The organism is Alteromonas hispanica, from assembly GCF_010500915.1.
Classification (GTDB): domain Bacteria; phylum Pseudomonadota; class Gammaproteobacteria; order Enterobacterales; family Alteromonadaceae; genus Alteromonas; species Alteromonas hispanica.
This window is the reverse complement of sequence record NZ_JAAAWP010000009.1, coordinates 101,803-122,464: the sequence shown is the minus strand read 5'-3', so window position 1 is coordinate 122,464 and position 20,662 is coordinate 101,803. Positions and strand designations below refer to the sequence as shown.

The window sequence follows — 20,662 nt, the reverse complement described above, 5'->3', positions numbered from 1 at the left end:
CGCTTTTGATCTTTAATGAAAAAATAGACTAGCGGCGCTTGAACGGCGGATGGCCGCTAAAATTTGTTGAGCTTTCCGACTCGTTAGTCATTTCAAACTGCGCAACATCTACCACCGGTACGCACTCTACAGAGCGTTTGAATGGCGGTTTGCCGCGCATATCTACGCTCATTCTATTTTCACATTCTGTAGACGCATTCAGCAGTTCGAATTGCGCTACATCGTGTTCGCTCACTTCAACAAGCTCACGTTTGAAGGGAGGCTTTCCGGTGCGATCAACAATTATCATTTTTTTCACGCTGGCGTTGTTGGCACCAGATTCAGCGCTCACAGCAGCAAAGGGAGACGCCGCTAGCGAAGATAAAAACAAAAGAGGCAATATAGATTTTTTCATAATGAATCCTCATTTAACCAGTGAGTTCAATGTTATTACGTGTGAAGTTTAACTTTTGATGACTAAAAAATAATCCTATCTCGCGATAGCTAAAAACTATCAATTTTGTAGAAGTTATAAAGATAGCTTAGTCAGAAAAAGGTGGGTTTGCACGTTTTGTGTGCTGTTATGCGCTGAGGTGGTGCGTGGAAAACCATGGAGCGCCAAAATCAATCTAAAAATCAGTAGGTTATTTTTTGGCTTTTTAATTGCAAATCTCTGATCAGCAAAAGTAGTTACAACACTACACCGTGAAGTTTGAGAGAATGAGTATGAACAGATATTTCAACGCTTTGAAAACAGCATCTTCGGCAGTGATGTCAGCCATGCTGGTTTGTTTATTTCTGATGAGTATCAACGCTTCTGCAAATTCTTTTTTACTAACAAGCAGTGGTGGTGGAACCTTGTATCTTCAATCTTCTGATGAAGAGCAAAGAGTGTTCAATTATCTCATCGATACAGGCTCTTCTTTAACCATTCTCAATAAGGCCACATTCAAAGCGTTTAAAAGTGAACAGAGCGTAAAACAAGAAGGTGTTGTTATTGCCAAACTGGCCAACGGCCGCAAGCAAAAAGTAAAGCTATATACCATACCGCTACTGACGCTAAGCGCTGATTGTCACTTCGAAAATGTGAAAGTGGCAGTCATGGATAATCAACACAACATCTTAGGTATGGAAGTGCTTAGCAGAGCCGCGCCTTTCGGTATTCAAATGTCACCGCCCACGCTAACGCTTAACCAATGTGATGATGAATTGATGCCCGAATTGGTTGCAAAAAACACCAACAATTAGTGGCGCACAATCAGTAGCCCCGACCTCTCCCGATAATGCCTGTTAATAATGTAAATTAGCCTTGCAATACCCTTCCTGCATTCCCACGCTTTGCTAGAAAACTTGCCAGCGCCTTCTGAGTGGGCAATCATCTATGCGGATTGGTATTTTAATTTTAGATGTATAAGGCTCACCACATGCAAATAGGCGGAAAAACACAGCAAGAAGCATTAGAATCTTTACGCGATATGACTACAGACATGTCGCCTATTCCCACTTCTGAATATACCGCGCGTATTGAAAAAGCACAGCAGATCATGCAGACAAACGGTATTGCAGCGCTGTATTTAAATGCTGGAACTAATCTAGCATATTTCACCGGAATGCAATGGTACGCAAGCGAGCGATTAGTTGGCGCTATTTTACCTGCACAAGGTGATGTGGTGTATATTGCCCCCGCTTTTGAAATCGAATCTCTAGAAGAGCGTAAAGTTATAGCCGGCGATATTATTGGCTGGCAAGAGCATGAAAGTCCTTATGCGCTCTTTGCTTCATTATTGAGTGATATAGATACTGCGGGTGGTAGCAAGGTAGGTATTGATGAATCTACTCAGTTTTTCATTGCAGATGGTTTTCGCAAAGTGTTACCCACTTCTTTTGAGATTATTAATGGTAGTGAGGTAACAGCACATTGCCGCATGCATAAGTCTGAGAATGAATTAGCCCTCATACAACGAGCTATGGACATGACGCTAGCCGTACATAAAGCCACGGCGAGTATGCTTAAAGTTGGTATGACAACCACAGACGTTGAGGCTTTTATTAATGAAGCGCATAAAAAGGTTGGTGCCAGTGGCAGTTACTTTTGCATTGTATTGTTTGAAAAGGCCACCTCGTTCCCCCATGGAGTTAAAGATCCGCAGGTTCTTAAAGCCAACGATTTGGTTTTAATTGATACTGGGTGCAAGCTGCATGGGTATCTCTCAGATATTACGCGAACCTATTGTTTTGGTGAGCCAAGTGACAAGCAAAAGCGACTTTGGAACAGCGAAAAGAAAGCACAGATAGCGGCATTTAATACCGCCAGTATTGGAAATACTTGCGGAGCTGTTGATGCCGCTGCGCGCGAGAGTCTGCAAGCCGATGGGTTAGGGCCTGATTATACGCTGCCTGGCCTACCTCACAGAACAGGTCACGGAATTGGTATGGATATTCACGAATGGCCGTATTTAGTGAAAGATAACCCACACCCTCTAGCAGCGGGAATGTGCTTCAGCAATGAGCCTATGATTGTGGTTCCCGGTGAGTTCGGTATCAGATTAGAAGATCACTTTTATGTCACTGAAAACGGGCCAGTGTGGTTTACACAGCCCAGCAAATCTATCACCGAGCCGTTTGATTTTTAAGCAGCATTATAGGCAGGTAATCATAAATAGCAGTGATTCTTCAAACTAGATAAACATCATTAGTACAGCTCTTTTCAATGCTCTACACTAGCGAAATGTAAATTAGATGTAAAAATGCCGATTTAACCGTCGGCTTGGTTGTATTTTGCGAGGGTGAATGATGTCTGGAACTAGTGCTGTGAACAATCAAGCAAATAATGAAGAAATCACCATGTTTAAAGACATGGTGTTACGTTTTATAGACCAAGAAATTTTGCCCAACTACGAGCAATGGGAAAAAGATCATCATATGCCTCGTGAAGTTTGGCACACCATGGGCAGCGCTGGTATGTTGTTGGTTGATATGCCAGAAAAGTACGGCACGGCAGACGCAAGTTTTGACGTTTGCCAAATGATTCAGGAAGAAATGTGCCGACTAGGATTACACAGCCTGGCAACGGGATATAACATTCACGCCAACATTGTGGCTCCCTACCTATTAAATATTGGTACCGAAGAGCAAAAAGACTATTGGCTTCCTAAAATGGCTACAGGAGAAGTGCTTACCGCATTGGCGATGACCGAGCCTAATGCGGGAAGTGATGTGGCCGGAATGAAAACCAATGCGGTTAGAGACGGCGATAGCTACATTTTAAACGGCTCCAAAGTGTTTATTACCAACGGTAATCAGGCCGACATGATTATTGTATGCGCCAAAACCGACCCAAAAGCCGGAGCAAAAGGCGTGTCTTTATTTTTAGTAGATACGACTTTGCCGGGTTTCTCCACGGGTAAGCCTATTCACAAAATTGGTCAACACAGCAGCGACACGGGTGAACTCTTTTTCGAAAATATGCGAATACCGGCCAACGCCTTGTTAGGCGAAGAGGGGAGAGGATTCGTTTATCTGATGCAGGAATTACCCCGAGAACGTTTGGGGTGTGCGGTACAGGCTATTGGCCATGCACAAGGGGCGTTAGATCTTACTATCGATTATGTAACCCAACGCAAGGCGTTCGGTCAAACAGTGGGGCAATTTCAAAATACCCGGTTTAAATTGGCGGAATGCCAAACAGAACTTGAAATGTGTAGAGCGCTGCTTGAAAAGCATATGGATAAGTTCAGTCGAGAAGAGATGACAGTAACCGATGCAGCTATGCTTAAACTAGCTGCTACCGAAATGCAGGTGAAAATGGTAAATGAATGCCTGCAGCTGTTCGGCGGTTATGGTTACACCGATGAATATCCTATTTCGCGCTTTTACCGAGATGCTAGGGTGCAAACCATCTATGCCGGCAGCTCTGAAATTATGAAAGAGGTTATTGCACGAGGAATGCTAGGGCGTTAATCGAGAATTTTAATACCAACAACAAAAATAATAAGCCCGCTTAATTGACGGGCTGCTTTTTTTTACGGATTCTTTTACGACTGCTTTATAGTTCTTTTATAAAAACACCGGCATGCTTGCCTAAGCGCTCTATCAAGGCATCACCAAGCGCTGAGGCAGGCGTCCAAAATCCGCCTTTTACATCCGAAATATCTTTTGCCAGGCAAAGCGCAGCCTGAGACAGCATTTTTGCAGTGCTTCCGTAGCCTGGGTCTTTATCGCCTGTCACTTTCACTGTTTGCATTTCGCCATTACTCAGCTGAGCATAAAAGCGCATGTCGAACATGCCGTTTTCCTGCTCTTCCCGTGAGGGGCCTTCACCAGGCTTTGGTAAAATATGATCTGCAAGAAGGTTTCTCAAAGGAGAAAAACTTGCCGCTCCTACAAAAGCACCTAGACCGAGTGTAGTTATCCAGGCCTTACTTGCTGTTTTGCTCGACATTGCTTCATCGTATTTAAAGTCTTGCCCATACAAGCTACTTAGCAGCTTATTACTGCGGTGAACAATACGTTCGTTGATGGCTGCCATAACAAAAGGCATTGTCCAAATACCGAGCTCGCTGTCGTATTCCGCCTTTTTGTGGTTTTTCTGCCGCTGATGGAACGGATGCTCAGGACCGCAAAGCACATAGGGGTTTACTAACAACTTTCTTAAACTTGCGTCTTCACCTGCCTCTTTGAGCACATTTAACATGCTGGCAATGGTGCCACCCGATGCAGCGCCTTTAAGCTTATATACTCGCATCTTAATTTGTGAAGCTGGCTTGCCTGTTTTTTCTATAGCGAGCTTTTGCGAAAAATATACGCCTAGGTCTGACGGTATTGAGTCGAAACCCGAGCAATGAATTATTCGTGCACCCGAGTGCTTGGCTTCATCCTCGTACTTGTCGAGCATCGCCTTTATCCATTGAGGCTCGCCAGTTAAGTCGCAATAGTCAGTACCGGTTTGTGCACACACTTTAACTAGTGTTTCACCATACAGTGCATATGGCCCCACGGTTGAGATAATCACGTTGGTTTTCTCGCACAACGCGGTAAGCGCGGTTTCGTCGCTAGCATCAGCAATAAAGTGCGGTAGTTCAGTTAAATTGTGCTGTGCTTTTAATGCTATGAGTTTTTGTTCATCTCGCCCTGCTATCGCCCACGAAAACTCGTTTTGGGGCAAGCCAGATAGGTATTCAACCATGATCTTGCCAACGAATGAGGTGGCGCCATAAAGAAGAATGTCAAAAGAATCAGGTTGTTTTGCAGCTGGCATAGGGGACCTATTCGGTTTTGTCGTGCTTCATCAACCAGGCATAAGCAGTGGTGAATGCCGGCTCTTGAAATTGTTTTAACCCGGTTTCTGCAAATGGCACGGCAACGGGGTTTCTGCGCAATGACTCTTTAATGTCAGTAGGGCTAAATACTACAACGTCTAAACCGTCAATTAATTCAATGGCAGCCTCGAGTTTAAAGCCAATAGCGCTGCCAGCAAACTTACCTTTGCTCTGGCGCTGGCGAATAATTACTGCGTCAATTTTGTAATCGGCAACCAGCTTAGCGAAGGTGCTTTGAAAGCTTTTAAGCCCCTTAGCGCTGGTGTCTGCTAATGTTAACCGGCGCGAACGGCAGTCGGGAATGTGAAACAAACCATCGATAAGCGACAACAGACACACCGTTGCTTCGTTACTCTTTATATCTATACCGCAGACTTTCATATTAATTCCTATATCTATTTGCCTTCAGTATAACCCGATTCGATACTTTTACGGCACTTAGGCTACTATTTTCCCTTTTTCAATGCCATTTCGCTGCCCTTAATTTGGTGAAGAGCGTATTAACATCTGTATTTTGTGATAAATTCGGTAAAAAACGCCTATTCTAGTTCGATAAATTCTATCGCTAAGTGCATGGCTAACGCGCCTTCTCTCCCTTCAACTAGGTCGTAGAGCGTGTATTGATCGAGCTCGGCGATAAATTTTGATGTTGCATCTTGAAGAATAGTTCTCAGCCTGCAAGACGGTGAAATAACACATTTGTTGGTTGGTGAAGCAAAGCACTCAGCTAGAGCCACGTCTTCTACCGTGAGCCTAAATACTTTTCCGATATTTATGGCTTTGGGATCTAAAGCCAGTCGAACACCGCCTCCACGCCCCTTTGTGCCTAAAATGTACCCGTGCTCAATAAGCAAGGTAATTACCTTCTTCAAGTGGTTGTAAGAGACAAAGTACGCGTCTGCAATCTCACTGGTCTTTACTGTTTTATTGTTCCGCAACGCCAAATAGATAAGAACGCGAAACGCCAAATTCGTAAATGTGTTTATTTTCATAGGTCATCTAAAAAATCGATTGATGTAATCGTCAAATTTTACAGTAATGTAAAAATTAAATATATATTTAGAATATACTTTATTGTATATTTTGTTCTAAGATAGAACAAAATGAAATAAGGTGGCGTAATGACAATTCTTGGCTACATTGCAGCCGTGCTCATGGGCATGGTGCTCGGTGTAATAGGCGGTGGCGGTTCAATACTTACTGTTCCAATACTGGTTTATCTAATGGGAGTGGCTCCGGATGTGGCGACGGGTTACTCATTGTTAATCGTTGGAGCTACTGCTGCTTATGGTGCTGTACGGTATTTTAAAGAAGGGTTAGTAGACGTTAAGTCCTCCATATTATTTGCCATTCCCTCAATTATTGCCGTTTATCTATCTCGCGCTTACTTAATGCCGTCAATTCCAGAAACTATAGAGTTTCAATCAATAGCGATAGAAAAGAACTTGGGCATTATGGTTTTGTTTGCTTCTTTAATGCTTGCCTCCGCTGCGATGATGTTGAAAAAGGCATACAGCAAAGCGACTCCTTCCAAAGTAACAGCCGAAAACACCTCTCCCAATATTGCCCTCATTGTTGTAGAGGGCGCTGTGGTTGGCGTGATCACCGGCATTCTTGGCGCAGGAGGTGGCTTCCTTATTATTCCAGCGCTGGTTCTAATTTTGGGAATGCCCATGAAAAATGCTGTGGGCGCTTCTCTATTCATAATCGCACTGAAGTCGTTACTTGGCTTTGTTGGCGACTTACAAACTGGGATCCAATTGGAGATGCCTTTGCTTCCACTCATGTTGGTAGCGACGTTCATTGGGATGGCAATCTCCACGAAGGTAGCGGGGAAACTAGATGGTGCAGCTTTACAAAAGTTTTTTGCATTTTTCACTCTAGTTATCGCCGTTTTTATTATGTCAAAAGAGCTTCTTTAAGGGGAATACCATGAACGTTGAAACATTCTACGACAACAAAACAGCAACCTTCACTTATGTACTCTTCGATCCTACTTCGAAGGAGTGTGGAGTAATAGATTCGGTTGCCGACTACGATATTTTTTCTGGTCGCGTATCGATGGAGAGCGCCGACAAAGTCATTGCATTTATTAACGACAATCAGCTTATTAATAAATGGATTTTGGAAACCCACGTACATGCAGATCATATAACGGCAGCGCACTATTTGAAGTCGAAAGTGGGCGGTAAAATTGGCATTGGTTCAGGCATAAAAGCAGTTCTTGATACCTGGTTAGACGTTTTCGAAATTTCAAATGATACGCCCAATGATGGCAGCCAGTTTGATGTGTTATTCGAAGAAGGTGACACGTTTAACATAGGTGAGTATGAAGTAGCAGTTTGGCATACGCCGGGTCATACACCAGCATGTGCGAGCTTTCTAGTCGACGGGAAAATTTTTGTCGGTGATACCATGTTCGCGCCGAACTTAGGCACAGCAAGGTGCGATTTCCCTGGCGGCAGCGCAGAGCAACTCTATAACACCATTCAACGCTTTTTTACTCTGCCTGACGATACCGTTGTACATCTTGGGCACGATTACCCTAAAGAAGGTAACGAGCCACTGTCTACGCTGACGATCAAAGAGGCAAAAGAAACCAATAAACAAATCCGTCCAGATGTGCCTTTAGCTGAATATGTTGAAAAACGGGAAGCAAGAGATGCCACTCTCGCTGTGCCAAAACTGCTGTTGCCGGCTATTCAGGCGAATCTTAGAAATGGGCAGTTTGGGGCACCTTCAAAAAGCGGCAAGCAATTTATCAAAATCCCAGTAAACGCTATTTAGGAGGTGGAATATGAATTACGCTAACGTAACACAACAACTTTCAGTTTCCCCTCAGATTTCAGTTGAAGATATAGAGGCAATAAAAGCCGCCGGGTTCAAATCGATTGTTTGCAATAGGCCAAATGGTGAAGGCGCAGATCAGCCCACATTTTCTGAGATAGAGGCGAAAGCTTCCTCAGTGGGTATTCCCTGTGTTTATCAGCCCGTAGTGAGTGGAAAGGTTACAACGGAAGATGCCGTTAAATTTGAAGAGAATCTACAAAAGTTAGAAGGCCCAGTTTTTGCGTATTGCAGAACGGGGACTCGCTCTATTACGTTATGGGCGATGACAGCGGTAAAAACCTTATCTTTTGAAGAGATACTTTCCCTTTCGCAAAAGGCAGGTTATGACTTAAGTGGTGTAGTGCGGCGCCTAAAAAATAGTGGTGAAACGCCTACCGACCATGCCGATTATTCTCACGCCGTAGTGATTGTGGGAGCCGGGGCTGGCGGTGTAGCGGTGGCTTCAAGCCTCAAAGCTCGATGTCCAGACCTTGATATTGCCATTGTTGAGCCAAACGAAGTGCACTATTACCAACCAGGGTGGACACTTGTTGGCGGAGGTGTTTTTAACGCTAATGAAACAGTGAGAACCGTTGCGTCGGTTATTCCACAAAATGTGAAATGGATAAAAGCCGGTGTAGCTGCCTTTTCTCCAAAAGAGAACATGATTGTTGTCGACGGATGCAGAACTGTAAAATATGAGCACTTAGTTGTATGTCCGGGGATCAAACTGGATTGGAGTAAAATTGAAGGTCTTAGTGAAACGCTTGGAGAAAACGGTGTCACCTCCAACTATCGGTTCGACTTAGCACCCTATACGTGGGAATTGGTTAAAAATCTTAAAAAAGGTAAAGCGATATTTTCTCAGCCTCCAATGCCCATAAAGTGCGCTGGTGCGCCTCAAAAGGCCATGTACCTCTCTTGTGATCACTGGCTTAAAGAGGGCGTGCTGGGTAATATTGATGTTCAATTTTACAACACCGGAGCCGTGCTCTTTGGCGTTAAAGAATACGTACCCGCGTTAATGGAGTATGTTCAAAAGTATAATGCGCACCTCAACTTTGAGCATCAGTTAGTGAAAGTTGATGGTAAATCAAAAGTAGCATCGTTCAAAAACCTAGCTGAACCAGATGCTCCTCTCGTGGAGACTGAGTTCGATATGCTCCATGCTGTTCCTCCGCAATCGCCACCTGACTTTATAAAGGTAAGCCCGCTTGTCGATGCCAATGGCTGGATAGATGTAGATCAGTCGACATTACAGCATAAAATGTACGAGAACATTTTTGCATTAGGTGATGCAACAAACTCTCCCAACGCAAAAACCGCAGCAGCAGCCCGAATGCAAGCGCCAGTAGTAGCAAACAACTTGCTTTACGAGCGAGGAGTTCAAACGGGTAAGGCAATATACAATGGTTATGGAAGCTGCCCTTTAACGGTAGAGCGCGGCAAAGTGGTACTCGCGGAGTTTGGTTACGGCGGTAAGATTTTAAATAGCATGCCGTCATGGGTGTTAGATGGCACTAAGCCGTCCCGTCTCGCTTGGTATTTAAAAGAAAAATTGCTTCCACCTATCTATTGGGAAGGCATGCTTAAAGGGCGCGAATGGTTGGCAAAGCCTAAAACGCACACACCTCAATAAGTATTGCGAAATCAATATTCAATAGCATAGTTTAATAACATCGGGTAGATAAGAAAGCTCACTGCCTGATGTTATAAACCCCTCCCGCTCAAGTAAATTAGTTCATCATGACTTCAGTTTTAGAAAGCAAAGAAACCAAAAAATGCAGTGTCCGATTTTTTATCGCAGCGGTGGTATTAGGTGTGTTCGCCACTGCCTTTCTCGATATTGTTAATTACCTACAACATCTCGTTTTCGATAAGCCTTTAACTCGGTATGAGTTCATCGGAAGGTGGGTTATCTATATGACCGACGGTATATTTTCCCATGCATCTATCAAAGCAGCCGCTCCGCGTGTGGGGGAGTTAGCGCTAGGATGGCTAGGGCATTATGGCATCGGAGTAAGTTTTTCTGCACTCATGTTGGCGTTTACTGGATTGAAATGGATGCAAGCCCCTTCCTTTTTGTCAGCATTTATTGTGGGTTTCGCAACCTGCAGTATTCCTTTTTTTGTTATGTATCCCGGCATGGGCTACGGTATCGCTGGGTTATTAACACCTAATCCTGGCATGCTTCAAACAAAAGTATTGCTATCGCATTTTGTATTCTCTGTAGGCCTTTATTTAGCAGGTTGGTTTAATAATAAATGGTGTCAGGAGAGATGGTTTAGTACGAAGGGAGAGGCTTAGTCAGTCGCGCTAAAGACAGGCGCCACATAGACATCTATAGCTCTCTAATTAACTCATTTTTGTTTAGGACTTCTCATGAAAATGTTCAAGAATAAAGGCTTGCGGAACCGCCAAGCCGGCTTGCAAGGCTTTTTATCGTTAGCTTTATCTCTAATCATGTCTTTAGGTATGATGATGTTTCCCGCACATGGGGCTGAGGAATTGCATGGGCCTAATCATTTATCCGTATTTGTCGGTAATACTGACTTTTCAGAACATGGAAGCGGTTTAACCCTCGGTATTGACTATGAATACAGAGTATCTCCCCTTTTAGGGCTCGGAAGTGTTGTCGAATATGCGTATGGCTCGTTAGATGCGCTAACTGTGCTTGCAGTGGCCGATATACATCTTACCGAACAATTTATTGTACAGGTTGGGCCGGGTTTTGAACATTCAAGTGAGCATGATTTCACGGTCGCACGACTAGGTGCGCTTTACGAATATCGCTATCATGAATATACGGTTTCTCCACAACTGCACGTAGATTATCATTTTGGGCACGGCAGTTCAGTAGTGACAGGTCTTGCAATAGGCTTCGATTTTTAACGGCGGTTATTTCAAATCTACATCGACATGATGATAATCAACGCCACTTTCGATAACAAAAGTGGGCACTTCATGTAGCAAAATAATAGATTTTCGAGCTTCAAGCCACGGTGATATACGTTCGTAAATACGTTTAGCCATAGTGTTGTCTAGGCCATTAAACGGTTCATCTAATACAACTAGCGCGGGATTTCTAAGTAGTAGCCTAGCCAAGCACAAGCGCCTAGCTTGACCGCCTGATACCTGCCCGCCGCTCTCACCAAGCCATGTATTTAAACCCTCTGGAAGCGCATCGGCCCATTCAAGAAGCTCAACTTTAGCGAGAACATCAAATATTTTTTGTTCATCTACGTTGTTTAAACCGAGTGTTAAATTGTAATACAGGCTTCCCGATAATAGGCTAGGAGACTGCTCTAGGTAACTACACACGCTGTATAAGCTTTTCGATGATATACCGGTTACAGAGTGCTTATTAATCTTCATATCAACATTGGGAGAAACAGCCGGAGTAAGCTTAAATAAAAGTTTTGCCAGCGTAGACTTCCCTGCTCCTGAACGACCTGTGATAAAAAGTGGTTTGGTGTCAGCAAGGGTAAAAGAAACCTTTCTTTCGAAGCTTGCAGGAATGGTAGGGAGGTTTTTGACTTTGCACGTTATTGTTTTTATGTGATCGATATTGGCTGAACACGTTTCCACTTTTTTGACAGCCAGCTTTTTGAGCCGCTCGCTTGCATATTGTGTTTTTCCCCACGTGCTAAATTGTTCTGGTATGGTTTGCAGTAATTCAGACACCCCAATAAACAAAAGCGCTAACATAACGGCTGTAGGGCCTTCAATTATTTGGTTATTCACGGCCCAAAGACCAGAGAACAAAACGGCACCTTGTGCAATACCAAATAGGCTGTCGGTAATAAACTGAAGTTTTGCTATGCGTTTTTGTAATGCAGCGTGGTGATATTCAAACAGTGATAGCTCATCAAGAGTATTGGTTTGATGCGTATCCATCATATTTTGGCTAGATAAAACAAAAGCTCCTTTAATATGACTAATTAAAGACTCTCTAGTGCTATTGAGTTGGGCTATTGATGCTTTTGCCGCCCCCTTAGTTAGTGAAATCGAAAGCCTGATCAACAACATCCACGAAAGTGCTGCTGTAAGAAAAAACACGGCGGCAAAATCAAACCAGATAAAGCACAAAAAAGCACTGACCAATAAGATAACAAGCCCCGTGGAAAGCGTAGGTATCGTGTAGCGAATCAAAATGCCGTCTAACGCATCTAGGTCTGAGGTAAGACGGCTCAACCATTCGCTATCTGAGGTTTGTCTTATTTCGTGAAGTGGCTTATGCGAGAGTGCTTTGAATATTGTTACTCGATAGGTCGCGATAAGTCTTAAAATAGTATCGTGATTATAAAGCCTCTCGATATAGCGGCCGATGGTTCGGCTTAATGCAAAGTAGCGAATACCCGAACCTGGCATATACATATCAAGCTTTACAATCAAGCCGGCGGTTATCGCTAGCCCTGCCAGTGCAGTCGCTGTAATTAACCAGCCCGATAACGCCAAAAGCCCAACGCCGGATAGCATGGTTAGTAGCGACCAAAATAGGCCAATGAAAAGTCGCTTCCGTTCGCTCTGATAGATAATCGATAGCCAAAATTTCATTGTGGCGCCTTCACTTTTTTAGTTAGGTCAATATGGATATCTGCCATAGAAACTATCCTTGGGTCGTGTGTAGAGATCGCGATTATGGCTTTCTCCCTAAGCTCCTCAATAGCGCCATAGATCAAACCTTTGCTCTTTATATCGAGGCTTGCTGTGGGTTCATCTAGCAATATTATTTGAGACGGGTTGAGCAATACTCTGGCCAGAGAAATTCGCTGCATTTGACCGCCAGATAGGCCTTGGCCGTGCTCACCTAATACGGTGTCGAGGCCTTGATGCTTTAGTGTGATTTCGTTCGTTAAATCAAGTTTCTCTAAAGCCGCTAGCATTTGGGGATCGTTAGCAGCTGGAGCGGCAATAGCAAGATTATGTCGAATGCTGGCATTTTTAATCCATGCTTTTTGCGGTAAGTAGGCAATGGAGCGTTTACTGTTTATTGTTACATTTACCTCTCCAGCAATAGGGTTGAGATAGCCTGCAAGGGTATTTAACAGGGTCGTTTTTCCGCAGCCAGAGTCTCCTGAAAACACAAGTAAGCCGCGCTTTGAAATCTCAGCGGTAACACTTTTATTTAATGGCAAGTGAGATCGGTAGCCCACAACAAGATTTTTCAGTTCAAGCCTTGCGTCACGCTCCGATAGCGTAATTTTTCTTGCATCACCATTGCCGTACTGTTCCTCTTCATACTGTAACTGGGTTAACGATGCTACGATATTATTGGCGGCACCCACCGCGCTGGCTTTATCGTGATAGTAGGCTGAAAGATTTCGCAGGGGCTTAAAAAACTCTGGCGCTAGCAACAAAATGGCAAGGCCTGAGTATAAAGTGAGAGACTGAGCTGGGCCCCAGTTAATAGCTCCATAAAGTGAGAAACCAATGTAAATCGCGAGACTAGCAATAGCCACACTAGTAAAAAACTCAAGCACAGTTGAAGATAAAAACGCGAGCTTGAGTGTTTTCATAACAACCTGACGATAATTATCGCCTCGTGTTGCTACTTCCTCAGACATAGTTTGCTGAGCGCCTAATAGAGAAATAGTAGAAAGGTTAGCAATGCGATCCAGAAAATGCCCAGCTAAGCGCTGTCTGAGCAACGCATATTTTTCATTGATATGCTCTGCGCCCATGCCCACTAAAACCATAAATAGTGGAATGAGCGGCGCAGAAACGAGTAAGAGCACTGCGCAAAGCCAATTTAAATAGGCTACGACAATGATAATAAAAAGGGGCGACAGGACAGCAAGCATTTGCTGCGGCCAGTAGCGCGAGAAGTAACCATCAATAGCCTCTATGTCCTCAATCCATTGCGATGCAATAGCGCCGCCAGAGAGGATTTGTAAGGCAACGGGGCTTGTGTTGTTCCAGCGCGTCATTAGCGTGCTGCGAATACTGCGCTTTACCTTTGCGCTTGCAACCTGAGCTTGGTTACTTTGTTGGAAGTTAAGCCATGGTTTTACCACGCTCACAACAATGAGCAGCAGCCAATATACCCACAAACTTGATAAACTCGAACTGTCGACAAGTACACTATGGGCTATAAAGGCAACTAGTAGCCATTGCGCAATCATAAACAGCGAGGCGCAGCCTCCAAATACAACCGAACGATAAAGGAGAGGGCGCTGACTAGCTATTTGCTGTTTAAGAAATTGTGTGCCTGATATGTTTGTCATATCAGGCATGGGAGCCGGCTTATTGTTCATATTTAGTGGTAACCAGCGTCGCCCACTTTTCCTCTAAATACCCAATATGTCCAGCTTGTGTAGGCCAATACAATGGGAATGACAAATAAGAAGCCAAGTAACAGGAATAATTGTGAGTTGTACGCCGATGCCGCATCATAAATAGTAAATTTGGGCGGTACTATGTAGGGCCATTTACTTGCTAACAAGCCTAAATAGCTAAAAAGAAATATGCCCATCGTTGCTACAAACGGCATACCGTCTTGTTGCTTTTTCACTGCGCGAAGAACAATGTATGCACAAAATAATGCAAGAGCGGGAAGCGCCCAAATTAGGCTAATGCCATCGAACCAGCGTGACATTACTGAACTATCAACAAAGGGAGTGTAAATGCTTACCGCGGCAAAAACTGCCATCAGGCCAAACAGAAGTTTTGGCGTTATTTTATACGCCCATTGTTGAACTGCGCCATCGGTTTTCATAATTAACCATGTGCTTCCTAAAAGGGCGTAACCGATGACTAGTCCAAAACCGGTTAATACCGTAAACGGTGTAAGCCAGTCTAGCGGGCCTCCTGAGTAGGCGAATCCTTCAGTTTCAAACCCCTGAATGTAAGCGCCCACTACTGCTCCTTGTGCAAACGAGGCAACAAAAGAACCAACAGAGAATGACCAGCTCCACAGGTACTTTGATGTCTTTGCTTTAAACCTAAATTCGAACGCCACACCTCTAAAAATTAACCCAGCGAGCAATAGAAAAACACCGATATACAAAGCAGGTAGAAATATGGAGTAAACCAGTGGGAAGGCCGCGAGTAAGCCCGCGCCCCCCAATACAAGCCATGTTTCATTGCCATCCCATACAGGGGCGACGGAATTCATCATTTTATCTCGCGCTTGTTCATCTGGCGCAAAGGGGTAAAGGATACCTTGCCCCAAATCAAAACCATCCATAAGGACATACATCATGATGCCAAAGCCAATTATACCGGCCCAAATAAGTGTTAAATCAAATGTTTGTTCCATAATTATAGGTCTCCATCAATGGCAACGTGGCCTGCAGAAAAAGGACGGGCTGGTCTTTCTATTTCATCCATCTCGTGAGGTGCATTGGCTTTTTCTAAGCCACCTTTGAAAACTTTAAGAAGATAATAAATACCTGCACTGAACACGAGTGCGTAAACTGTGATGTAGCCAATTAATGAAAACAGTGCCATACCACCTGTAAGCGAGGGAGTTAGGCCTTCTGCATGTGTCATTTGACCATAAATGAGCCAAGGTGCACGGCCAGCTTCAGTTACTACCCATCCTGCTAATACCGCTAAGAATGGACTAATGCTCATTATTCTAAGACCCTGCAAAAAGACGGGAGAAGTATAAATTTTACCGCCTCTTCTATAGATGAGCCCCCAGATGCCAAACACGACCATAAGAAGGCCTAAAGCCACCATGACTCTGAATGACCAAAATACGATAAATACAGGAGGTTGCTCTTCAACCGGCACCGCTTTCAAACCTGGTACTTCACCGTTCCAGTCGTGAGTAAGAATGAAACTGGCCAGTTTAGGTATTTTTACCTCAAAGTGGTTTGTTTGTTCTTCTTTATCAGGAATGGCAAAAAGCAGTAGTGGAACGCCGTTACTGGTCTCCCAGTTCCCTTCCATGGCGGCCACTTTAGTGGGCTGGTGCTTCATTGTGTTTAAGCCATGGAAATCGCCAACCACTGTTTGAAGCGGCGCGAGAAACAGCAAAAACCATAGTGCGACTGATAGTGCCTTCTTATTGGCTTCTAACTCGCGCTTTTGCAATATAAACCATGCACTTACACCGGCAACAACCAGGGCGGCTGTTAGGAAAGAAGCCAGTGCCATGTGGGTAAAACGATAGCCAAATGATGCGGTAAACAATGCATCAGTCCAAGACTTCACGTGGTACATACCATTTATCAGCTCTAAACCGTCAGGCGTTTGAAGTAGAGAGTTGGCAGATAAAATCCAAAACGAAGAAATGAAGGTTCCTGTTGCCACCATAATAGCAGCAAATAGGTGAACGCCCTGTGGCACTTTATCTCGACCGAAAAGGAGTACTCCTAAAAAGGAAGCCTCTAAGAAGAAAGCTGTGATGACTTCGTAGCTTAGCACCGGCCCTAAAAAGTTAGCAGTGGCATAAGAAAAGTTGCTCCAATTAGTGCCAAATTGGAAAGACATTACAATGCCCGATACCACCCCAATACCAAAAACAACGGCGAAAACTTGTATCCAAAACTTAGACAGTCGCTGCCAAATTGGGTTTTCAGTTTTAAAGTAGAGCGTCTCGAATCCTGCAATTGTACTTGCCAGACCAATAGTAAAGACGGGAAATATGGCGTGAAAACACACCACAAAAGCAAATTGTATTCTCGATAATACGAGGGGATCCAATTCCATAACGTAAACCTCTCAGTAAGATAACTGGCAATAATGTATTCAGTTTGTTCCCTTTGTGCCCAGCGGGAACCATAGGTGTAATGTACTACATACTTAGTTTAATGTATATTTAAAATGCACATTAAATGAGTTGCGAGAGTCTGAGAAAAACGTCTAAAAAACAAGGGAAAAAACGTTTGGCGACTTCGAACAAAGATTAAATATATGTAACTTAATACTCTTCTTGTTGTTTCTTTTTCACTACAGAGACTTCAAAACCTTTTCCTGGCTAAAAGGAATAAGTGGATTGTAAATAGCCGTAATGATTAATTGGTTGAGAAAGCAATAACGCTTCATTTAGTCGACTGTTTGCAAAGCCCGTTTCAACTCTTAAGTTCGGGTTCACATTTATACGTAAACGTAGTTCTGCAAGAGCGCCTAAAAAGTCATGATCTGCAAGCGGTGAACCATTTAAACGACCCGAATTGCCACTTCTGTGAATAGTGAAGTATCTATATTTAAGCTGTAACTCTGCATATTCGTTAATAGCAATTTGAGTTGAAATGCCCGGCGAGTTCATGTTGTCTCGAGCAAACAAACCGAATATTCCAGTAGGACCAAATTCGAATCTACGGGCACCATAAAGTGTACTGAACCCTTCGTAAGTATCGGTAGTGGGATCATCACCCGTTGCTTTATCAAAAAAGAACTGTATGTTTAGATTCTCAAGAGATGTCGTGACAGCAGCATGAATAAACCCTGCTTTAATGGTGTGAAAACCTAACTTTCCTCGCTGAAACGCTACCTCATAATCAAGGGTGATGTTTTTTGTCACAGAGAGTTGTGCTAAGTGACCAAAGGTATTTCTTTGCGTATTTGGTTTTAGACTGGTTTGGTTAACTGTATCGGTGCCAGTGTAACTATCTCGAAAAGCATAAAAAGCCAGACTGCCGCGAGCTGTCTCTACTTCTGACAAAACGCCGTAAAAGCGTTGGTCAGTTGAGGACTTATCGAGTTCAAACTCGGAAGTGCTCTCTTCGGTGTAGCGTTCGGGAAGTCGAGAAACGGGAAACGTATAAAAGAAGCTTGTAGAAAAGCTTTCTTTGCGATAATCAACTTTCAATCCATCAAAGGTGTTCAGAGTATTTCTAAACCGGTTTCTAGCTACAAATCGACGGCTTCCTATATCCATTGTAAATCGCCCAACTTTTAGTGATAACTCAGGTGGTTCGCTGGTTTTATTACGGTCGTAAATCTGGCTTTTCCAAGATATAGATAGCTGAGTAGGCTCCGTTGTATTTATGTCATCTGTGCCGAGGGGAGTGAATTCACTTGCTTTAAATATTCGGCTATCTACTAGCTCAGCATCTAGTGCAAAGGCTCCTTTTTGCAACGTGAGTTTTGAAGAAACTCTAGTGACGACGACATCGTCCACTTGTTGCTCTGAGCCGAGTTGATTATCGAAATACTCATACCGTGTTCGAATATTGGTAGTTATTTTTATTGATGTTTTGTTTTTACTAACTGGTTGCGAATTTTGAGGCTTACTGTTTAAAGGGCCTGATTTTCGTGTACTTGATTTTTGAGAAGCATGCTTTTGATAGGCTGTGTCTTGGTTAGCTGGCCCTTGATCAAAAAAATAGCGCGATGCAGCTGATGATGCGGGAGCAAACACGATAAGTAATAACGTTATTGTTCCCGCTTTTTTGTTGAAACACATTTTTTGTTCTACCGATTAGTGTCTAACGGCAAACCTTTCCTATGCCACTCATCCATACCCCCGGCTACAGAAAATACGTAGCGATGACCCATCTCATAAAGAGACTTGGCTGCTAACGCCGAGCGCCCACCCGACCTACAAATTAAGTAGATACTGCGTTGGGCTAAATCCTCAATAGCATCTTTCTCTTCACAATGATGTGACAACAGCGGGTGACTACTTATCTTCATCTCAAGTAGCCCCCTTGGCATATTAACCGCTGCTGCGATATGCCCGTGTTGATACTCTTCGTTTTCTCTAACGTCGATTAAAATGACATCGGGTTGTGTTAACGCAATCATCAGGTCGTCTACGGTAACTTCTTCAACACAGGCTTTGACTTCACTAATGTAAACCTTTGGCGTTTTCATTTGGGGAGCCTCAAAGTTGATTAATCGGTACTTTGATGTAGCTCACTTGGTTATCTTCCGGCGGTGGTAATTCACCTGCTCTTACGTTTAATTGTATTGAAGGAAGAATCAAGCGAGGCATACTCAATGTAGCGTCTCGTGCTTCACGCATCTGAACAAATTCAGCCTTTGAAACGCCGTCTTTAACGTGAATATTGAATTCCTTCTGTTCACCAACTGTCACTTTACTTTCGTGAGTACGATGTTGTGTTGGATAGTCATGGCAAACGTAGATACTCGTTTCTTCAGGTAGTGCCAAAATTCGATGTATTGAGTCGTAAAGGGTGCTTGCACTGCCACCAGGGAAATCACATCGTGCGGTTCCCACGTCCGGCATAAACATGGTGTCACCCACAAATACCGATTCTTTGTTAAGTAAATACGCAATATCTGCTGGTGTGTGGCCGGGTACGTGCATCACTTCAAAGCGCAGGTTGCCAACTTCCAGAATATCACCTTCCTCAAATAGCCTGTCGAACTGCGCACCGTTGGGAAGAAATTCTTTTTCCAAGTTGAACAGCGCTTTAAAGATCTTCTGGACCTCTGTAATGCGCGCCCCAATACCAATTTTTGCGTTGTACTTACGCTTGAAAAATGGTGCGGCTGATAAGTGATCAGCGTGGGCATGGGTTTCTAAAACCCACTCAACTTGTAGGCCTCTCTTGTCAATGAAGTCTGCAATTGTTTCAGCACTTTCGGTATGAATGCGACCGGCGCTGTAATCGAAATCTAAAACCGGGTCTATGATCACAGCTTTAGACGTGGATTTGTCTTCTACCACATAAGTAAATGTTTCACTGTCGCTATCTAAAAATGATGTGATTTCAGTTTGTGTACTCATCAAAATCTCCTTAGTAAAGTCAGTGATATAGAAATTCTATATCACTGATAAATAGTCAAAACGTTAGTTAACAGTTAAAGAGACTTTTTACAAAAATACCAATCTACATAGTTGTAACCTGCAGTCTCTCTGCCTTCTGCGTCTTCGATAGTGTGTGGAGGAGGCACAATCACTTCTTCGCCCACTTTCCAGTTTTCAGGGGTAGCACAGCTGTGCTCATCACTGGTTTGTAGCGCTTCAACAAGTCTTACAAACTCGTTGATAGCACGTCCGTTACTCATTGGGTAGTAAACCATAGCGCGAAGAATGCCTTCCGGATCGATGATAAAGGTTGCACGAACCGCAGAAGTATCACTCGCGCCAGGCTGAACCATGCCGTAAGACTTCGCCACTTCCATCGACAAGTCAGCGATGATAGGGAAAGGAATGGTTACGCCGAACTTCTCTTTGATATTGCGAACCCAAGCAATGTGTGAGTGTGTGCTGTCGATAGAAAGGCCAAGTAGTTCGGTATTAAGCGAAGCAAACTTGTCAGCCGCGTTTGCAAAGCCAATGAACTCGGTAGTACACACTGGTGTAAAGTCAGCGGGGTGAGAGAAAAGCACCAACCATTTACCTTTGTAGTCTGACAGTGATTTTTCACCGTGTGTTGTCTTTGCACAAAAGTTAGGGGCAGGGCGATTAAGTTGTGGAAATGTAACCGTGTTTTGATTTTCAGTCGTCATAGTATTGCTCTCTTTATTTAAGGTGTATTTAAGATGTGCATTTAATATAACGACAAATATAAGATTTATCTAATCTAAATTAATGATTATTGAAATTGGTTTATCAGATTGAAGCGATAGCGTGAGGCTATAAAAAAGCTAATAACAACGCATTAGCTATT

The 20,662-nt window shown here is 43.6% G+C and carries 20 protein-coding genes; 8 read left to right on the top strand and 12 right to left on the bottom strand.

All coding sequences use genetic code 11. The features are described from left to right. Nucleotides 1-28: 28 nt before the first annotated feature. Nucleotides 29-394, bottom strand: a complete 366-nt coding sequence (locus GTW09_RS14115) for a hypothetical protein (protein WP_163112409.1) — start codon at nt 392-394, stop codon at nt 29-31. A gap of 311 nt (nt 395-705) precedes the next feature. Between GTW09_RS14115 and GTW09_RS14110 the strand changes: the two genes are divergently transcribed. From GTW09_RS14110 to GTW09_RS14100, 3 genes are all read left to right on the top strand, one after another. After that, nucleotides 706-1,227, top strand: a complete 522-nt coding sequence (locus GTW09_RS14110; RefSeq protein ID WP_163112408.1) for a retroviral-like aspartic protease family protein — start codon at nt 706-708, stop codon at nt 1,225-1,227. Nucleotides 1,228-1,403: 176 nt separating this feature from the next. Next, complete coding sequence (locus GTW09_RS14105; protein WP_163112407.1) at nt 1,404-2,612, top strand: M24 family metallopeptidase; 1,209 nt, start codon at nt 1,404-1,406, stop codon at nt 2,610-2,612. 157 nt (nt 2,613-2,769) lie between these two features. Then, a complete protein-coding gene (locus GTW09_RS14100; RefSeq protein ID WP_239059403.1) occupies nt 2,770-3,939 on the top strand; it encodes an acyl-CoA dehydrogenase family protein in 1,170 nt (389 codons plus the stop codon). Between the two features lie 85 nt (nt 3,940-4,024). Here the strand turns inward: GTW09_RS14100 and GTW09_RS14095 are convergent, their stop codons facing one another. The 3 genes from GTW09_RS14095 to GTW09_RS14085 form a co-directional block, all read right to left on the bottom strand. Beyond that, complete coding sequence (locus GTW09_RS14095; RefSeq protein ID WP_163112406.1) at nt 4,025-5,236, bottom strand: saccharopine dehydrogenase family protein; 1,212 nt, start codon at nt 5,234-5,236, stop codon at nt 4,025-4,027. 7 nt (nt 5,237-5,243) lie between these two features. After that, entirely contained in the window at nt 5,244-5,678 is a 435-nt protein-coding gene (locus GTW09_RS14090; RefSeq protein WP_071980547.1) for a DUF3010 family protein, read from the bottom strand. Nucleotides 5,679-5,836: 158 nt separating this feature from the next. Next, the gene (locus tag GTW09_RS14085) at nt 5,837-6,289 is read right to left on the bottom strand and encodes an RrF2 family transcriptional regulator (RefSeq protein ID WP_163112405.1); all 453 of its coding nucleotides are present in this window, start codon (nt 6,287-6,289) and stop codon (nt 5,837-5,839) included. A gap of 129 nt (nt 6,290-6,418) precedes the next feature. On the opposite strand from GTW09_RS14085, the gene GTW09_RS14080 reads away from it, so the two are divergent. The 5 genes from GTW09_RS14080 to GTW09_RS14060 all read left to right on the top strand — a co-directional run bounded on the left by GTW09_RS14080 (nt 6,419) and on the right by GTW09_RS14060 (nt 11,018). After that, nucleotides 6,419-7,219 carry a sulfite exporter TauE/SafE family protein gene (locus GTW09_RS14080; protein ID WP_163112404.1) on the top strand — a complete coding sequence of 267 codons (801 nt, stop codon included), beginning with the start codon at nt 6,419-6,421 and terminating at the stop codon, nt 7,217-7,219. Nucleotides 7,220-7,229: 10 nt separating this feature from the next. Further along, nucleotides 7,230-8,084: an MBL fold metallo-hydrolase gene (locus GTW09_RS14075; protein ID WP_163112403.1), complete on the top strand. Its 855-nt coding sequence runs from the start codon at nt 7,230-7,232 to the stop codon at nt 8,082-8,084. A 10-nt stretch (nt 8,085-8,094) separates the two neighbouring features. Beyond that, nucleotides 8,095-9,765, top strand: coding sequence for a bifunctional protein tyrosine phosphatase family protein/NAD(P)/FAD-dependent oxidoreductase (locus GTW09_RS14070; protein WP_163112402.1), 1,671 nt, complete (start codon nt 8,095-8,097; stop codon nt 9,763-9,765). Nucleotides 9,766-9,872: 107 nt separating this feature from the next. Next, complete coding sequence (locus GTW09_RS14065) at nt 9,873-10,433, top strand: DUF2938 family protein (RefSeq protein ID WP_163112401.1); 561 nt, start codon at nt 9,873-9,875, stop codon at nt 10,431-10,433. A 75-nt stretch (nt 10,434-10,508) separates the two neighbouring features. Continuing rightward, nucleotides 10,509-11,018, top strand: a complete 510-nt coding sequence (locus GTW09_RS14060) for a hypothetical protein (protein ID WP_239059402.1) — start codon at nt 10,509-10,511, stop codon at nt 11,016-11,018. A gap of 6 nt (nt 11,019-11,024) precedes the next feature. On the opposite strand, the gene GTW09_RS14055 is transcribed toward GTW09_RS14060, so the two are convergent. From GTW09_RS14055 to GTW09_RS14020, 8 genes are all read right to left on the bottom strand, one after another. Continuing rightward, nucleotides 11,025-12,683 carry an amino acid ABC transporter ATP-binding/permease protein gene (locus GTW09_RS14055; protein ID WP_163112400.1) on the bottom strand — a complete coding sequence of 553 codons (1,659 nt, stop codon included), beginning with the start codon at nt 12,681-12,683 and terminating at the stop codon, nt 11,025-11,027. Further along, nucleotides 12,680-14,383 carry a thiol reductant ABC exporter subunit CydD gene (gene cydD / locus GTW09_RS14050; RefSeq protein ID WP_163112399.1) on the bottom strand — a complete coding sequence of 568 codons (1,704 nt, stop codon included), beginning with the start codon at nt 14,381-14,383 and terminating at the stop codon, nt 12,680-12,682. The genes GTW09_RS14055 and cydD overlap by 4 nt, the downstream gene beginning before the upstream one ends. Nucleotides 14,384-14,385: 2 nt before the next feature. Continuing rightward, nucleotides 14,386-15,387 (bottom strand): cytochrome d ubiquinol oxidase subunit II, encoded by a 1,002-nt coding sequence (gene cydB, locus GTW09_RS14045; RefSeq protein ID WP_163112398.1) that lies wholly within the window; start codon nt 15,385-15,387, stop codon nt 14,386-14,388. Between the two features lie 2 nt (nt 15,388-15,389). Next, nucleotides 15,390-16,787, bottom strand: coding sequence for a cytochrome ubiquinol oxidase subunit I (locus GTW09_RS14040; protein ID WP_163112397.1), 1,398 nt, complete (start codon nt 16,785-16,787; stop codon nt 15,390-15,392). A gap of 268 nt (nt 16,788-17,055) precedes the next feature. Continuing rightward, nucleotides 17,056-18,486, bottom strand: coding sequence for an alginate export family protein (locus tag GTW09_RS14035; RefSeq protein WP_163112396.1), 1,431 nt, complete (start codon nt 18,484-18,486; stop codon nt 17,056-17,058). An 8-nt stretch (nt 18,487-18,494) separates the two neighbouring features. Next, a complete protein-coding gene (locus GTW09_RS14030; RefSeq protein ID WP_071980541.1) occupies nt 18,495-18,896 on the bottom strand; it encodes a rhodanese-like domain-containing protein in 402 nt (133 codons plus the stop codon). A gap of 10 nt (nt 18,897-18,906) precedes the next feature. Next, the gene (locus GTW09_RS14025; RefSeq protein WP_163112395.1) at nt 18,907-19,776 is read right to left on the bottom strand and encodes an MBL fold metallo-hydrolase; all 870 of its coding nucleotides are present in this window, start codon (nt 19,774-19,776) and stop codon (nt 18,907-18,909) included. Nucleotides 19,777-19,850: 74 nt separating this feature from the next. Next, the gene (locus GTW09_RS14020; RefSeq protein WP_163112394.1) at nt 19,851-20,501 is read right to left on the bottom strand and encodes a peroxiredoxin; all 651 of its coding nucleotides are present in this window, start codon (nt 20,499-20,501) and stop codon (nt 19,851-19,853) included. Nucleotides 20,502-20,662: the final 161 nt, after the last annotated feature.

Excerpts from the sequence above, each read along its gene's own strand:
- GTW09_RS14115 (WP_163112409.1), bottom strand. The coding sequence starts at position 394 with ATGAAAAAATCTATATTGCCTCTTTTGTTTTTATCTTCGCTAGCGGCG.
- GTW09_RS14110 (WP_163112408.1), top strand. The coding sequence starts at position 706 with ATGAACAGATATTTCAACGCTTTGAAAACAGCATCTTCGGCAGTGATG.
- GTW09_RS14105 (WP_163112407.1), top strand. The coding sequence starts at position 1,404 with ATGCAAATAGGCGGAAAAACACAGCAAGAAGCATTAGAATCTTTACGC.
- GTW09_RS14100 (WP_239059403.1), top strand. The coding sequence starts at position 2,770 with ATGATGTCTGGAACTAGTGCTGTGAACAATCAAGCAAATAATGAAGAA.
- GTW09_RS14095 (WP_163112406.1), bottom strand. The coding sequence starts at position 5,236 with ATGCCAGCTGCAAAACAACCTGATTCTTTTGACATTCTTCTTTATGGC.
- GTW09_RS14090 (WP_071980547.1), bottom strand. The coding sequence starts at position 5,678 with ATGAAAGTCTGCGGTATAGATATAAAGAGTAACGAAGCAACGGTGTGT.
- GTW09_RS14085 (WP_163112405.1), bottom strand. The coding sequence starts at position 6,289 with ATGAAAATAAACACATTTACGAATTTGGCGTTTCGCGTTCTTATCTAT.
- GTW09_RS14080 (WP_163112404.1), top strand. The coding sequence starts at position 6,419 with ATGACAATTCTTGGCTACATTGCAGCCGTGCTCATGGGCATGGTGCTC.
- GTW09_RS14075 (WP_163112403.1), top strand. The coding sequence starts at position 7,230 with ATGAACGTTGAAACATTCTACGACAACAAAACAGCAACCTTCACTTAT.
- GTW09_RS14070 (WP_163112402.1), top strand. The coding sequence starts at position 8,095 with ATGAATTACGCTAACGTAACACAACAACTTTCAGTTTCCCCTCAGATT.
- GTW09_RS14065 (WP_163112401.1), top strand. The coding sequence starts at position 9,873 with ATGACTTCAGTTTTAGAAAGCAAAGAAACCAAAAAATGCAGTGTCCGA.
- GTW09_RS14060 (WP_239059402.1), top strand. The coding sequence starts at position 10,509 with ATGAAAATGTTCAAGAATAAAGGCTTGCGGAACCGCCAAGCCGGCTTG.
- GTW09_RS14055 (WP_163112400.1), bottom strand. The coding sequence starts at position 12,683 with ATGAAATTTTGGCTATCGATTATCTATCAGAGCGAACGGAAGCGACTT.
- cydD (WP_163112399.1), bottom strand. The coding sequence starts at position 14,383 with ATGAACAATAAGCCGGCTCCCATGCCTGATATGACAAACATATCAGGC.
- cydB (WP_163112398.1), bottom strand. The coding sequence starts at position 15,387 with ATGGAACAAACATTTGATTTAACACTTATTTGGGCCGGTATAATTGGC.
- GTW09_RS14040 (WP_163112397.1), bottom strand. The coding sequence starts at position 16,787 with ATGGAATTGGATCCCCTCGTATTATCGAGAATACAATTTGCTTTTGTG.
- GTW09_RS14035 (WP_163112396.1), bottom strand. The coding sequence starts at position 18,486 with ATGTGTTTCAACAAAAAAGCGGGAACAATAACGTTATTACTTATCGTG.
- GTW09_RS14030 (WP_071980541.1), bottom strand. The coding sequence starts at position 18,896 with ATGAAAACGCCAAAGGTTTACATTAGTGAAGTCAAAGCCTGTGTTGAA.
- GTW09_RS14025 (WP_163112395.1), bottom strand. The coding sequence starts at position 19,776 with ATGAGTACACAAACTGAAATCACATCATTTTTAGATAGCGACAGTGAA.
- GTW09_RS14020 (WP_163112394.1), bottom strand. The coding sequence starts at position 20,501 with ATGACGACTGAAAATCAAAACACGGTTACATTTCCACAACTTAATCGC.